Source organism: Erythrobacter donghaensis (genome assembly GCF_001557325.1).
Classification (GTDB): domain Bacteria; phylum Pseudomonadota; class Alphaproteobacteria; order Sphingomonadales; family Sphingomonadaceae; genus Erythrobacter; species Erythrobacter donghaensis_B.
In genome coordinates this window covers 21025-34351 of record NZ_LSJS01000192.1, presented here as the reverse complement: position 1 = coordinate 34351, position 13327 = coordinate 21025, and the positions used below count along the sequence as shown (strand labels likewise).

The window sequence follows — 13327 nt, the reverse complement described above, 5'->3', positions numbered from 1 at the left end:
TTCGCTATCCGTTCGCCCTTTCCGTGCAGATACGTCACTTTCGTGTAGTCACCCCATATACGGTAGCGGCGAAACCTACATTCCTGCAATGGCGAGTGAGGGCACTTAATCGGACCTTGCGAGCTATCTTTTTGCTTCGCGCGTCCGCTGTTGAAACCCGCGCATGGCACTATTACCGTCAGCGTATGACATTGGACAGCCTTCGAACGATCCGGATCGCCGCTGCGCTCATAGATGACGGTATGGGTCACCTGCTCCTCGTTCGGAAGGCAGGGACGCAGTGGTTCATGCAAGCAGGCGGTAAAATGGAGGAAGGCGAAAGCGCATTATGTGCTTTGCAGCGTGAATTATCCGAGGAAATTGGCTTGTCGTTGGCGAATTCGGCCGCGCGGCATCTTGGTCAATTCTCCGCAATAGCAGCCAACGAGCCTGGCCACATTGTCGAAGCGGACGTCTTTCACGTGCGCGCGCCACAGCATGTGCCACGGAAGAACGCAGAGATTGAAGAAGTGGTGTGGGTCACATTTTCTGAGGCAGCCTCGATGCCATTGGCACCTCTCACCCGAGACCACATCCTTCCGCTCGCCCTCAGCCTCTGAACTTCCGGATTGGCCCAATTCAGCCCGTCCAGCCTGTGCGAGGAATGACTGGTTTCGGGCAGATGGATGATCACTATTCTCGCCCCACCCGGAGCGGGAGGAACCCATCATCATCGAGCTGGGCATTGTCGCTGAAGATATAGTCGCCGGTCAGATTGATATGGTCCCAACCGAGTGGAGAAATCTGGCTGTAGTTTGCGCCAATACCCGCGCCCGTTGAGTGTCCAATCTTTTCGACAGCACGACCCAGATAGCGGCAGTTGAACAGGATGATCGCAGCGGTAACGAGGTTGACTGCAGCGGCCCTGATTTGCTGGTTCTCGGTGCCGCGATCCCGGAATCGACCAAGGCGATGGAATGCGACTGCCCGTGCAAGCGTATTGCGGGATTCGCCCTTGTTGAGTTCAGCCGTGACCAGGTTTCGCAGCTCAGGGTCTTCGAACCAACGCAAGGTGAACAGGGTCCGCTCGATGCGGCCGACCTCGCGCATCGCGGCGGCCAGACTGTTCTGCTGTTTGTAGGCGGACAGCTTCTTCAGGATCAGCGACGGGGTGACCACCTTGTTTCGCATGGCCGTTACAACCTGATGGATGTCATCCCAGTGGCTTCGGATCAGATTTTCATCGAGGCGCTGGCCGAAGAGCGGGGCCAATTTGCCATATCGGGCACGAGGTTCAAAGGCGTAGAGTTTTCGGTCGGATAGCCTGGGAATACGCGGCTCAAAGTTGAGGCCGAGCAGGTGCATGACAGAAAACACGATGTCGGATACCCCGCCGCCATCGACATGAAGCGCCGAAATTTCTGCTGAACTCTCGTGGCCGAGAATACCGTCAAGCGCGTGAATCGCCTCGCCAGCGGTGCCCGCAATCACGGTCTGATGAAGCGGTGCATAGCGATCCGTTATAGTGGTGTAGATTTTGATGATCGGATCGCGGCCATAATGGGCATTGACGGTGCCGCCGCTTTCCCCTGGTCCACCGAGATAAAAATGCTGTCCATCGGCGGACGCGCGCCAGCCTTCGCCAAACCATGCCGCCATTGGTTCGGCATGAATGGCATCGGTGAGTGCACCCAGCCCGGCGCGGAAGGTATCTTCGCGCATGTGCCAGGTCTGCATCCGCAGCAGCGCCCTTCTCGAAGCCACGTCGCAAATGTCGGCCATGCGAGAGAGGCCAAGATTGGTCGCTTCGGCAATCAAGGCTGCCAGAAAGCCGTTCTGGTCGCTGGGCGGAAGCCCGGTTGAAACATGACTGAAATGATCGGTAAAGCCGGTCCACTTCGCGACCTGTGACAGAACATCGGTAATGCGCACCGTGGGCAGGATACGATACGTACGTACGGCAAGCTCGCGGGTCTCTTCGCTGTCATCCGCGTCGTCCTTTGGCATTTTCGGAAACCGGAGGCGGTCTCCGGCAAAGAGCATGGCATCCTTCCCGGATAGGCCGTGCATGGTGGACAACAATGCCTTATCAAGCTGTGCCGACCGTTCTTCGAGCCACTGGTCGAATGACGGCTTGGAAAGTGTGGGCAGTGCGGCGACCCCGGAAACGACGCTTGGTTGCAGCAACTCTTCCAATGCGCGGTGCATCCTTGATGATGGCACCCATAGATCGCCGGACGCCAACGCGCTCGACACTGTAAAATATGTCGCAAGTTCCCAGTATGTGCGGTCGAGCTTGCCGTCGGCGAACAAGTGGCGCTGCCAACGGCGTTCGATATGGCCGAGAGGAATGTCAGCTGGCAGGGCTTTTCGCCAATTGCCATCAAGTTCGATCAGAATCCCGATCGCGGTGCGCAGCGGCGCTGTCGCCCGCCGACCTTCGAACGTAAAACTGCGCAAGAAGCGGCTGCCCACCTGCTTGAATAACTTATACTCGGGCGCAAGTTCCCCGGTGACGTCAGGTCGTCCGGGCTTGGTTGTGCGTTTGATCAGCAGGGCATCGGCTTCAATCAGGTCCAAGCTGGCAACAGCCGTCACCGCCGCCTCAACATCGTCGCCCTTGCGAATGGCCTTCGCCATTGCACCCAAAACGTCCGCAATGCGGACCAGACGTTCCCGCCCCTGATCGGCGGATGCCAGGAGGGTTTCTTCAAGCCGCTTGCGCGCCCGAAGATGGGCGCGACCGACGAGTGATCCGAACATGGCCAGAGCTGCATCGGTCAGGGTTGCTTCCAGTTCACCTATCGTTGCAACCAATGTTGCCATCCGACGCGGCAGCGTCATTTGCTGCAACGCCTGCGCGGTATAGCGCACGCCTTCACGCGCCAGTTGCGCAAGCCGCAGCTTGAAATAATCGGGAAGCGCCAGCTCGCCGATTCCCAACCTGCGGATATAGTCAATTTTGTCGAGGAGCTCGAACAGCCCGCGCGCGCCGACGCGGATCGGAGGCTCGCGCAGCCAACTTAATCGGCTCTGCTGGGCATGGGTCTTGTCGTCCAGCACAGCATTCAACTTCGCCTTTTGCTCCGGATTGAGCTGAGCCAGAATGTCAGCTGCAACTTTGGTATCGGCAGCGTGCATAGCTGAAGCTGTCATTCTCTCAATGACGCTGACCCCCGGAATGATGATTTTCTGTTCACGCATCCTGCTGATCAATCGTTCGAGCAGAAGACGGCCATCGGCGCAGGTAATTGCCTCTGTTTCGAGCCATTGCTTCAGCTGGGCTCGAACGGGATGCGTCAGATCGACAAAGCCATGGTTGCGCTTGATCGACGCCAATTGTTCATATCGGGTCGGTCCGCGCTTGGCAAAGTCAGCAATGACATCGGCATCGATGTCAATCTGTTCCGCGACATGATCGAGCATGATCGCAGGGAGCAGTTCGCCTCGACGAAGGTATCGACCCGGAAAGCGGAGACAACAAAGCTGCAAGGCATAGCCCAGCTGATTGGCTGGCGAGCGCAAGCGGGCGATCGCCGCACGCTCATTTTCGTCGAGACTATGGTATATAACAACCTCTTCCTCGGTTGTCGGCAGCGCGAGCAAGGCCTCACGCTGTTTGACCGTCATGGGAATGCGCGCTGGCATGTCCGAATCCCTTCACAAACATCTTTCCATTCGCTACAGTTTTGAAAGAGGGTTTTGAAAGACGCAATCTTGCACCGCATGGCGATGACGATTGACCTTTCAGAAACGACCGTTTGCGAATGAGGGTCCAAATGCTGATCGGCTATGCCCGTATCTCGAAAGGCGATGATCAGAGCACGGCACTGCAGCTGCGTGCGCTCAAGGAGGCGGGGTGCAAGCGTGTCTTTGAGGAGGCCGCCAGCGGTGGGAGGTGGGATCGCCCGGAATTGCACCGCATGCTCGATCAACTCCGTGAAGGCGACGTCATTGTTGTGTGGAAGCTGGATCGGTTGTCGCGGTCGCTCAAAGACCTGCTTCACCTGCTCGACAGGATCGAAGCTGCTAATGCAGGTTTCCGATCGCTCACTGAAAGCATCGACACCACCACGCCCGCAGGCCGCATGATGATGCAGATGGTTGGCAGCTTTGCAGAATTTGAGCGCGCGATGATCCGCGAGCGGACCAAGGCGGGTCTCGATCAGGCTCGTTCTGAGGGCCGCATCGGCGGTCGCCGCCCCAAGCTCAATGCCAAGCAGCGGGCGGAAATAGCCGAGAGCGTGATCTCAGGTCGCAAGTCCGCTGCTGAAATGGCCCGTATATTCGGGGTGAGTCAGCCTACTGTTTCCAGAATCGTTGCGACGGTGCGGCATGGCTGAACCCTGCATTCGCCGCGCTGTTGCTGAAGATATTGCTGATATCCAGGCTTTGACCATACGCGCCTACACCAAGTGGGTTGAGGTGACGCCCAGACCGCCCCGCCCAATGACGGCAGACTATCACCAAGCTTTCGCCGACCATCGCTTCGACCTACTGATCGACAGGGGCCAGTTGATTGCGCTTGTCGAAACTGTTCCCGAAGGCGACGAACTGATGATCGTCAATGTTGCGGTCGAACCCAAGCGACAAGGTGAGGGACACGGCGTCAGGCTCATGCGTCATGCCGAATACATTGCACGGGAGGCAGGATTGGCAGCCACCCGTCTCTACACCAACAAGCTCATGGCCGCGAATATCGCACTCTATGAGCGCATGGGGTATGTGTTTGAAAAGGAAACCCACCATGATCTGGGGACGGTCGCCGTGCACATGGTCAAACTGATTGAGAACCCACCTGCATGAAATCTGGCCATGATCTCTCCCGCCTGATCAAGTTCACCTTTCGCGAGGATTGGCGCGATGCGCTGGAAAGCGTGATGGCTGACCATCTGGGCCTCGCTCAGGAAGAGTTTGACATCGAATTCGAGGAAATTGGCGATATTCTCGGTGATCACTATGAAGGCCTTCTATTCGGCTGCGCGCTGGAAGATCTGATGAGTCGCCGTTTTGAACCCGATGGTATCAATCTGGTCGATGATTATCTGAAGCGTCGGGGCTGGAACGAAACAGCGCTTACCAAAGCCTACATGCGAGCGCTGCGCGATTCTGTGTGCAGCCTCTATGAAGTAAGCGACGTCGTTCCTGGCCAATCTTTCCTGGCCCGCGATCTGGTCAGGGGTGGCGAACCGATTCAGGTGACGGAACGGACCGCAACACGCACGCTCAAGCCATGGGACAAGATCTCGGCGCGGATCGTTCCTGAGCGCAAAGGGCATATCCTGTCTGGCGCGCTTCTTCCATTCTCTCCCGATGGAGCCGAGACCCTTCTGGCAGGACTGCGCAAGGCCGGGGGCAAGCGGCGAAAATCCGGCCCGCTCGACATCGACGACGAAACGCTGGCAACCCTCGCCCACCTGTTCACGACGGGTTGGCTTTATGACGTGCTCCCCAAGGCTCTCGGCCTTCAACAACCGGTCATCCAGAACAGCGACGGCGACGAGTTGATGTTCCACAAGGTCCGCTTCCGCCTTGCCAAAAGCGCATCAGCTTCAGATCTTGCCGCGCGCTTTGATGACCACCCGGAATTTTCAGGCGAAAACGATCATTTCTGGAACTGGTTGAAGCCATCATCCGGGCAAATGCCGCGCGCCAAAGGCAAAGGCGCATTGGCAATGAGCACTACCATGGAAAATGGCCAGACTGTCTATGGGACGGTGGAAGTTAAAGGCCGCACCCTGTTGCTCGCCGTTAACTCAGCGAAGCGCGCGCAGGAAGGCATCATGCTGATCATGTCTATTCTCGGCAGCATGGTGGGCAAGCCGCTGACCGAGATCGAAACCGTCGAACAGGCCATGCGCAATCAAAGACCGCGCGAACCCGAAGAAGCGCCGGTGCCCCCCGAAATTGCAGCCCAGATTATCCACCAAGCCATGGACAGGCATTACAGCGAAACGCTCGATCAACCAGTCGGCGCGCTCAACGATAAAACGCCACGGGAAGCAGCAAAAACTGCAAAGGGCCGTAAAATGCTCGTCGATTGGCTCAAGCTCATCGAAAACAACTCTGGGCGGCAAGCAAACCCCAATGATCCCATGGCAACATATGATTTTTCGTGGCTATGGGCCGAACTCGGCGTCGCGAAGCTCAGGAAATAGCGCTTTCAGATGATATCCAAAGCCCTACCGTATATCTGTGTCCCAATAATGCACTGAGGCCGGTCGGGGCGCACTCGCTTAGATCGGGATTCCTGACCGAAGCTGCGAAGGCTGGTGCTTCACTGCCCAAAATGCAGGAGGTCTCGCGACAGAAAAAGGTGGAGGTGCTGCTTGGCTATGTCCGAGATGCGGCTTTGTTTGAGAACCACGCTGGCGAGAGCTTTCTCTAGCCTAGGTTCAGGCTGAAACGCGGTGCCCCAAGGACCAAGGGAGCCACCGCGACACTTACCGCGCGCACATACACCGTGACGGTGGTCTGAAATGTAACCGATTTTGAGCAGAGTCCGACGCCAAGTTGCACTGCTACCCAACTTTGGACCGCTTGGGTCTAGAGTTTTCCGCCTCCAGATAGGCACTCTCGTCGCGGAAAAAGATGTCCCGACAAGCCGCATCAACGTTATGAACGCCTTTCAAACCGGGCAGCCAACCATTGCCAGGGGCAGCGCCATGATCCAGCTTCTGGCGGTCTTTCTGGCCGGCTCTCGCGCAATTTGAGTTCCAAATATCCCATTAAAACAATGGGACATTTTCATTTGAACTGCAAATTCAAGCCAGCGCACAGCAACTGCACCTCGTTCGCGCAAGCCGCGACACGTTGATGAAGAAACCCGGCCTCATCCCGAAACCGGCGCGCCAACTGGTTTTCCGGGACGATGCCCAATCCGACCTCATTGCTGACGAGTATGAGGGTCCCTTGCGCAACCGTGATGGTCTCAATGAGTGTGCGGACTGCCGCCGGGATATCGTGATCGCCGATCAGGAGATTGGTCACCCATAGCGTGAGGCAGTCCACCAGCAAGACCCGGTCGGGTGAGGCATGCAACTCGATCGCTTCCGCAAGTTTAAGGGGGGCCTCGACCGTTTCCCATTCCACGCCGCGATCCGCCTGGTGCCGAACGATACGGTCGCGCATTTCCTCGTCGAAAGCTTGAGCAGTAGCGATGAAGACTGGCGACAGGCCGGTCGCCTCGGCTCTGGCCTGTGCATAGCGGCTCTTGCCCGAGCGCGCTCCGCCGATCACGAACAGGCTACGCATCGTCTTTCCCCCCTTGCGAGTTTCAACAAACCATCCACATCGAGATGATGTTCAAGCTCAGCCGCGATCGCATTGAGCGCGTCATCCACCTTCGAATCATGGTCGATCCCGTCCGACTGCGCGCCGAGCATGCCGAGCAGAGCTGAGCGCAGCGCCGTGCTGGCAAATGCTCCGTGGACGTAAGTGCCCATGACTTGCCTGTCTGCACTGGTTGCGCCGTCGGGCCGCCCTTCGCCGAGCAGTGCAAAGGGGTGACGGCAATCGGCACCGCTGGTCACGCCCATGTGCATTTCAAAGCCGGTGAAGGTTTGCTCGAGCGCAGTGCCCGCCACCTGGCGTAGTGCCTTGTCTCCGGTCAGGACCGTTTCAACATCCAGCAGACCCAGACCGGCGATATCTTCAGGTGGTCCCTCGATCCCTTCCGGATCGGCGATGCGGCGGCCGAGCATCTGATAGCCGCCGCAGATGCCCAGAACCTTTCCACCGCGCCGATGATGCGCAAGGATATCAATGTCCCAGCCCTGTTCGCGCATCGCCTTCATATCAGCGATCGTGGCTTTTGATCCGGGCAGGACGATCAGCGCACAATCACCGGGGATGGGCTGGCCTGGTGGGACCATGACCAGTTCGACCGCGCTTTCCGCCTTGATTGGGTCGAGATCGTCGAAATTGGCGATGCGCGGGATGATCGGGCAGGCGATTTTCAGGCGACCGGCAGATCCCTGCGCGGTTCGTTCAAGCACGACCGCATCTTCGCTTGGCAAATGGGCAGTGGCGCGCAGCCAGGGCACCACGCCATAGCCTCGCCAGCCCGAAAGCGCCTCGATCTGCCGATAACCGTCGGCAAAGAGCGCCGGATCGCCGCGAAACTTGTTGATGAGAAAACCCCGGATCATCGCCGCGTCGTCCGGGTCCAATACCGTCCTCGTGCCAACGAGCGCGGCTATGACGCCGCCGCGATCGATATCGCCGACCAGCACGACTGGTAAGCTGGCGGCACGGGCAAAGCCCATGTTGGCGATGTCGCCGGCCCGCAGGTTGATCTCAGCCGGCGAGCCGGCGCCTTCAACCACGACGACATCGCACTGCGCCTGCAGCCGGTGCCAGCTTTCCATGACCTCGGGCAGCAGTTCGCCACGCTTGTGCCGGAAATTGCCACCGCCCAGCGTGCCGCGGACCTTGCCGTGAACGACCAATTGTGACGTATGGTCGGCCTGAGGCTTGAGCAGGACCGGGTTCATATCGGTGTGCGGTTCGACCCGGCATGCGGCGGCCTGCAAAGCCTGGGCGCGGCCGATCTCGCCGCCATCGACGGTAACCGCAGCATTGTTCGACATGTTCTGCGGCTTGAACGGGCGAACGCTCAGCCCGCGATTGGCAAAGGCGCGGCACAGCCCGGCAACCAGCACCGATTTCCCGACATCGGAACCCGTGCCCTGCAACATCAGCGCGCCCATACGATATCCTTCCAGGTGAGAGCGGCCACGATGGCCCAGAGCAACAGGCAGGCGCGGACATAAATGCGCAAAGCGCGCCTGACGTCAGCAGCGCCAGCATCGCGCCGCCCGCTGCCGATCCAGTCCTTGGCATGGGTCACACCATCGTAGGACACTGGTCCCGCGAGCGCGAGATCTAGCGCGCCCGCCATGGCCGCCTCGGTCCAGCCTGCATTGGGTGAGGCGTGGCGGCGGTGATCGCGCCACAGCGTGGCCCACCCTCCGCCGCCGGCAAGACATACCACGACGCCGCCAAGCCGAGCCGGCAGCAGGTTCATCACATCGTCCATGCGCGCCGCAGCCCACCCAAAGGCGCGCCAGCGCGCTTCCTTATGGCCGATCAGGCTGTCTGCCGTATTGATCGCTTTGTAGGCCCAGACGCCGGGCAGGCCGCCGATAACCAGCCAGAACAGCGGCGCGGCGATGCCGTCGCAAAAGCTTTCGGCCAGACTTTCGATTGCAGCTCGTGCCACACCCGCGCGATCAAGGGTGTCGGTATCACGCCCGACGATCATGGAGACGGCATGGCGCGCACTTTCGAGATCATTCTGCTCCAGCGCGACTGCGATGGGAAGAACATGATCGTAGAGGCTGCGTTGGGCCAAAGCGGGCCAGGCCAGTGCTGCGGCACCAAGCCACCAGCATGAGCCCAGCAGGTGCCGGGCGAGCGCGGTAAGGCCAAGTCCAGTCCCGATTGTCAGCACCAGCAGTATCAGCACGGTCATGACGCCGAGCGTCCTGCGCATGCCATCTGAGTGAGTTGGCCGGTTCCATGCGCCTTCGCAGGCATTGATGATCCGGGCGAACAGGCCCACCGGATGTCCGACACGGCGATACAGCGCGCCAGGCCAGCCAATGGCAGCATCCAGCACCAGGGCCATGAGCGCGAACGGTTCAGCCATGGTCTTCGAGCACGGCACAGAGACGCTCCATCGCCTCGTCGTTGGCGGGTAGGCCAAGGCGTAACCAATCCGGTTTATCGGCGAAGGGGCGGCTGAGGATCGCAGCCCGGGCAAGACGTTCAAACAGGTGTGACGCGTCCGGCGTCGTTATCAGGCGGAAGAGTGGGCATGCGCCGCTTGCCAACAAACCGAACGAGGCCAAGCGCTGATCGAAACTGGTGGCCTCGGCGATGAGGCGCTCCCGCATCGCGTCCTGCCAGGCGATATCCTGATAGGCGCGGGTGCCGATGGCGATCGCAGCCGCCGAGACCGGCCAGGCACCTAGCTGCTTACGCAGACTCGCCAGGATCGGACGAGGGCCCAGCACAAAACCGAGCCGCAATCCGGCGAGGCCAAAGAATTTCCCGAAGGACCGAAAGATCAGAAGTCTGTGCCGATCATCAACTTGGTCGGCGAAACTGTGGTCGGGGTGGCAGTCGGCAAAGGCTTCGTCGATTACCAGCCACCCTTTCCGACCACGCCGCACCAGAAGATCGCTCAAGGCTTCCCGAGAAAGCAGGACGCCATCCGGGTTGTTGGGGTTGGCAAGGATCAGGCTTGATCCATCGGCCAGCGCCAGATTGCCAAGCGTTACGGGATGGCTGGAGGCCGCCATCTCGCCGTGGGTGCGATAGGATGGAACGGCGTGGCAGACGTCATCGCCCAGCACCCTTCCGGCGAGGCGAAGGCCAACTTCGGTGCCTGGCACCGCGCAGACATGATCGGCATGACACCCGAAGCTGGCGGCGGCCGCTTGCTCCAGCGCGCGCAGGGCCATTTCATCGGGCAGGGCAAGCCAATCGATCTCGACCGCCCCTGCACCGGGCCAGACATGCGGATTGATCCCGGTGGAAAGATCGATCCAGCCGCGCGCATCGTCGCCGAAATGCGCGCGGGCCGCAGAGAGGCCGCCGCCGTGCCATGTCCAGCGATCGCGGGTCATGCGGCCGCCATCACGACAAACGCCAGCAGCAGCGCCGCCTCGATCAGCTCAATCCCGGCGCCGTGTCCATCGCCCGAGATGCCGCCAATAGCGCGCTTGATCCACAGACCCCATAGTGCCGCAGCAGGAACCGCAATGAGCAATGCAGGAAACGCCACCGTGGTGGCGAGAAGTACTGCGGCCCACAGCGCCAGATCGATCGGCCTGATCGCGCCCCGAAAGCGCGCACCCAGCCCATCGTGCAACGGCGGCAGCCAGCAGGTCCATGCCAGCGGCGCGATGCGCGCGGCGACCGGCACCCCGATCAGTGCCAGAAACTGGCTGTGCTCGATCATGCCATGCAGCAGCACGAGCTTGGTCAGCAGTTGCACGGTGATGGCCGTTACGCCGAAGCTGCCGACATGCGGATCTGCCAGGACGGCGAGGAGCCGCTCGCGGTCCTTGTGGGCCGCGCCGCTGGCATCGGCCATATCTCCCAGACCGTCCAGGTGAAGGGCTCCGGTGACGCCAACCCAGGCGATCAAGGCGGCAAGGGCTCCGGTCCAGGGATCGGTCCTTGCTCCAACCCAGGCGGCCCCGGCAACGATAAGGCCAATCACCAGGCCAGCAGCTGGAAACCAGCGCATGGACTGGGCGAATTCCTCGGCAGAAACCGTGAGCCGGGGTGTCGGCAAACGGGTGAGGAACTGGAGTGCGATGAGGAAGCCTTTCATGCGATCGGGCGCTTCATGTCCAAAGGCCCGCGATCTGGGCTGAGCGCGGCGTTCCCGGCCAGACCCGCAGGCTGATCAGCGCGGCATAGGGAAGGTCAAACGCCCAGACCTGCCGCTGTCCGAAGCCGAACAGGCTGGCCAGCGCAGCCCGGATTGCTCCGCCATGCGTTACGACCAGCGTGTCTTGCGGCGGGATTGCGGCCAAGGCCGCTTCCACGCGCGAAACCAGAGCAGACCAGCGCTCACCACCGGGTGGCGGATTGGCGTCCGGGTCGTCCCAGAACGCGCTGATCGCGGCACTGTCGACCTTAGCGGGTGCCAGACCGTCCCAGTCGCCGAAGTCCAGTTCGCGCCACCGTGAGTCGAGGATCGGGTGCAGCCCTCTTGGATCGGCGATAGCTCTTGCTGCCTCTGCCGAGCGCTGGAGATCGGAACATACAATCGACTGGAACGACAGTTCCTCGACCTGTGCCACGCATGATGCGACGCCCTCGGGCGTCGTAGGCGCATCGGTCCTTCCGAGAAGCAGACCGGGGTGGATGGGCTCGCCATGCCGCATGAGGTGCAGGAAAAACTCGCTCATACGCCAGCAGCCACGCCAGCTTCGGCAAAAGTGGCCATCTGGTTGTGTGCGGCGAGAGCTGAACGCACGATCTGGGCCGCGACCGCAGCGCCGCTCCCTTCGCCCAAGCGCATGCCCAGAGTAAGGAGCGGTGCGAGACCGAACCGCTCGAGCAACCATTTGTGACCAGGTTCGGCCGAACAATGCCCTGCCAGGCAATGGTCGACGATTGCAGGTTCGGCGGCAAAGATCGGCGCGATGGCAGCGCAGCAAATGAAGCCATCCAGGAGCACCGGCACCCGAAGCTGCCTTGCACGGACAATTGCGCCTGCCATTGCGGCTATTTCCCTCCCGCCCAGACGCCGCAGGGTTTCGAAAGGCGTTGCCGGAGCAATCTGATGGAAGGCGAGTGCTGCTTCGATCACACCGATCTTGCGCGCCACGCCCGCCGGATCGAGCCCCGTTCCCGGGCCGACCCATTCGCCAGCTCTGCCTCCCAGTGCCTTTGCACAGAGGGCTGCAGCGGCCGTAGTGTTGCCGATGCCCATCTCGCCAGGGACAAGGAGATCAAGGCCGGCTTCGACCATGGCGGCCCCGGAACACAGCGCGGCAAGACATTCGCTTTCGGTCATGGACGGGGCTGAGGTGAAATCGGCGGTTGGCCGGTCAAGCTCCAGCGCCAGTACCTGAAGATCGAGCCCGGCAGCGGCACACAGCGCGTTGATGGCAGCGCCACCTGCTTCAAAATTGGCCACCATCTGGTGGGTGACTTCGGGAGGAAAGGCGCTCACGCCCCGTGCCGTGACGCCATGATTGCCCGCAAAAACGACTGTACGCCCTCGTTCCAGTCTGGGTCGTTCACGCCCCTGCCAACCGGCCATGAAGATCGCGATCTCTTCCAGCCGTCCCAGCGATCCTGGCGGCTTGGTCAGTTGCGACTGCCGGTTGCGCGCGCTGGCCATTGCTGTTTCATCTGGCGCAGGCATATCGGCAATGGCAGCATCAAAGGCATCGACGGAAGAAAACGTGCTCATTGCGCGACAAAGCCCGGCGGCGGTGTGCGGGTGATGAAGTGGCCTTTGACGCCCTGCGGCCAGTCCTTGAACGGAACCCGGCCATGTTCGCTTTGCGCATAATGGACGGCGTAGTCGAGGATGGCAGCGGCGGCCTCTTCATCGGGAGTGAAGCGGCCCAGAACATACCCGACTTTGCCTGGCGCACGAAGGTGGACCGTGCAGAATTCGCTGCAGGCGAACAAGCAGGGCATTTCCTGCACCGCGATACCGGAATAGCGTTCATCGCGTGCCTGCACGGCGCGCAGGGCCTCGACCATACGCGCGCCACCACGCACACCGGCGTCATCCTCCTTTGCAGTGCTGCTGTGTCGGCAGGTGTTGCATGCTACTACGGCAGGGCCGTCCTCGACGGGGATCAACATA

13 protein-coding genes are annotated in these 13327 nt (G+C 60.6%); 4 read left to right on the top strand and 9 right to left on the bottom strand.

What is annotated here, in order from left to right; translation table 11 throughout:
- Positions 1-599, top strand: a 599-nt coding sequence (locus AX692_RS11610; protein WP_230961057.1) for an NUDIX hydrolase, incomplete at its 5' end; no start/stop codon positions are given.
- A 73-nt stretch (positions 600-672) separates the two neighbouring features.
- On the opposite strand, the gene AX692_RS11605 is transcribed toward AX692_RS11610, so the two are convergent.
- Complete coding sequence (locus tag AX692_RS11605; RefSeq protein WP_066117656.1) at positions 673-3609, bottom strand: Tn3 family transposase; 2937 nt, start codon at positions 3607-3609, stop codon at positions 673-675.
- 149 nt (positions 3610-3758) lie between these two features.
- On the opposite strand from AX692_RS11605, the gene AX692_RS11600 reads away from it, so the two are divergent.
- The 3 genes from AX692_RS11600 to AX692_RS11590 are packed head-to-tail and all read left to right on the top strand — an operon-like array spanning position 3759 to position 6137.
- The gene (locus AX692_RS11600) at positions 3759-4322 is read left to right on the top strand and encodes a recombinase family protein (RefSeq protein ID WP_081095274.1); all 564 of its coding nucleotides are present in this window, start codon (positions 3759-3761) and stop codon (positions 4320-4322) included.
- On the top strand, positions 4315-4785 hold the full coding sequence (locus AX692_RS11595; protein WP_066117647.1) for a GNAT family N-acetyltransferase: 471 nt from the start codon (positions 4315-4317) through the stop codon (positions 4783-4785). Before AX692_RS11600 ends, AX692_RS11595 begins: the two co-directional genes overlap by 8 nt.
- A complete protein-coding gene (locus AX692_RS11590) occupies positions 4782-6137 on the top strand; it encodes a hypothetical protein (protein ID WP_073977698.1) in 1356 nt (451 codons plus the stop codon). The genes AX692_RS11595 and AX692_RS11590 overlap by 4 nt, the downstream gene beginning before the upstream one ends.
- 589 nt (positions 6138-6726) lie before the next feature.
- Here the strand turns inward: AX692_RS11590 and cobU are convergent.
- The 8 genes from cobU to AX692_RS11550 are packed head-to-tail and all read right to left on the bottom strand — an operon-like array spanning position 6727 to position 13326.
- Complete coding sequence (gene cobU / locus AX692_RS11585) at positions 6727-7233, bottom strand: bifunctional adenosylcobinamide kinase/adenosylcobinamide-phosphate guanylyltransferase (protein ID WP_073977697.1); 507 nt, start codon at positions 7231-7233, stop codon at positions 6727-6729.
- Positions 7215-8690 (bottom strand): cobyric acid synthase, encoded by a 1476-nt coding sequence (locus tag AX692_RS11580; RefSeq protein ID WP_073977696.1) that lies wholly within the window; start codon positions 8688-8690, stop codon positions 7215-7217. Before AX692_RS11580 ends, cobU begins: the two co-directional genes overlap by 19 nt.
- A complete protein-coding gene (gene cbiB / locus AX692_RS11575; protein ID WP_073977695.1) occupies positions 8678-9631 on the bottom strand; it encodes an adenosylcobinamide-phosphate synthase CbiB in 954 nt (317 codons plus the stop codon). Before cbiB ends, AX692_RS11580 begins: the two co-directional genes overlap by 13 nt.
- Entirely contained in the window at positions 9624-10613 is a 990-nt protein-coding gene (locus AX692_RS11570) for a threonine-phosphate decarboxylase (RefSeq protein ID WP_073977694.1), read from the bottom strand. Before AX692_RS11570 ends, cbiB begins: the two co-directional genes overlap by 8 nt.
- Complete coding sequence (gene cobS, locus AX692_RS11565; RefSeq protein ID WP_073977693.1) at positions 10610-11326, bottom strand: adenosylcobinamide-GDP ribazoletransferase; 717 nt, start codon at positions 11324-11326, stop codon at positions 10610-10612. The genes AX692_RS11570 and cobS overlap by 4 nt, the downstream gene beginning before the upstream one ends.
- 13 nt (positions 11327-11339) lie before the next feature.
- Positions 11340-11909: a histidine phosphatase family protein gene (locus AX692_RS11560; RefSeq protein ID WP_039330661.1), complete on the bottom strand. Its 570-nt coding sequence runs from the start codon at positions 11907-11909 to the stop codon at positions 11340-11342.
- On the bottom strand, positions 11906-12922 hold the full coding sequence (gene cobT / locus AX692_RS11555) for a nicotinate-nucleotide--dimethylbenzimidazole phosphoribosyltransferase (protein ID WP_073977692.1): 1017 nt from the start codon (positions 12920-12922) through the stop codon (positions 11906-11908). The genes AX692_RS11560 and cobT overlap by 4 nt, the downstream gene beginning before the upstream one ends.
- Complete coding sequence (locus tag AX692_RS11550; protein ID WP_073977691.1) at positions 12919-13326, bottom strand: DUF1636 domain-containing protein; 408 nt, start codon at positions 13324-13326, stop codon at positions 12919-12921. Before AX692_RS11550 ends, cobT begins: the two co-directional genes overlap by 4 nt.
- Position 13327: the final 1 nt, after the last annotated feature.

Bases quoted from the DNA above. Each gene is read 5' to 3' on its own strand.
- AX692_RS11605 (WP_066117656.1), bottom strand. From the start codon at position 3,609: ATGACGGTCAAACAGCGTGAGGCCTTGCTCGCGCTGCCGACAACCGAG.
- cobT (WP_073977692.1), bottom strand. From the start codon at position 12,922: ATGAGCACGTTTTCTTCCGTCGATGCCTTTGATGCTGCCATTGCCGAT.
- cbiB (WP_073977695.1), bottom strand. From the start codon at position 9,631: ATGGCTGAACCGTTCGCGCTCATGGCCCTGGTGCTGGATGCTGCCATT.
- AX692_RS11580 (WP_073977696.1), bottom strand. From the start codon at position 8,690: ATGGGCGCGCTGATGTTGCAGGGCACGGGTTCCGATGTCGGGAAATCG.
- AX692_RS11590 (WP_073977698.1), top strand. From the start codon at position 4,782: ATGAAATCTGGCCATGATCTCTCCCGCCTGATCAAGTTCACCTTTCGC.
- AX692_RS11550 (WP_073977691.1), bottom strand. From the start codon at position 13,326: ATGTTGATCCCCGTCGAGGACGGCCCTGCCGTAGTAGCATGCAACACC.
- AX692_RS11600 (WP_081095274.1), top strand. From the start codon at position 3,759: ATGCTGATCGGCTATGCCCGTATCTCGAAAGGCGATGATCAGAGCACG.
- cobS (WP_073977693.1), bottom strand. From the start codon at position 11,326: ATGAAAGGCTTCCTCATCGCACTCCAGTTCCTCACCCGTTTGCCGACA.
- cobU (WP_073977697.1), bottom strand. From the start codon at position 7,233: ATGCGTAGCCTGTTCGTGATCGGCGGAGCGCGCTCGGGCAAGAGCCGC.
- AX692_RS11570 (WP_073977694.1), bottom strand. From the start codon at position 10,613: ATGACCCGCGATCGCTGGACATGGCACGGCGGCGGCCTCTCTGCGGCC.
- AX692_RS11560 (WP_039330661.1), bottom strand. From the start codon at position 11,909: ATGAGCGAGTTTTTCCTGCACCTCATGCGGCATGGCGAGCCCATCCAC.
- AX692_RS11595 (WP_066117647.1), top strand. From the start codon at position 4,315: ATGGCTGAACCCTGCATTCGCCGCGCTGTTGCTGAAGATATTGCTGAT.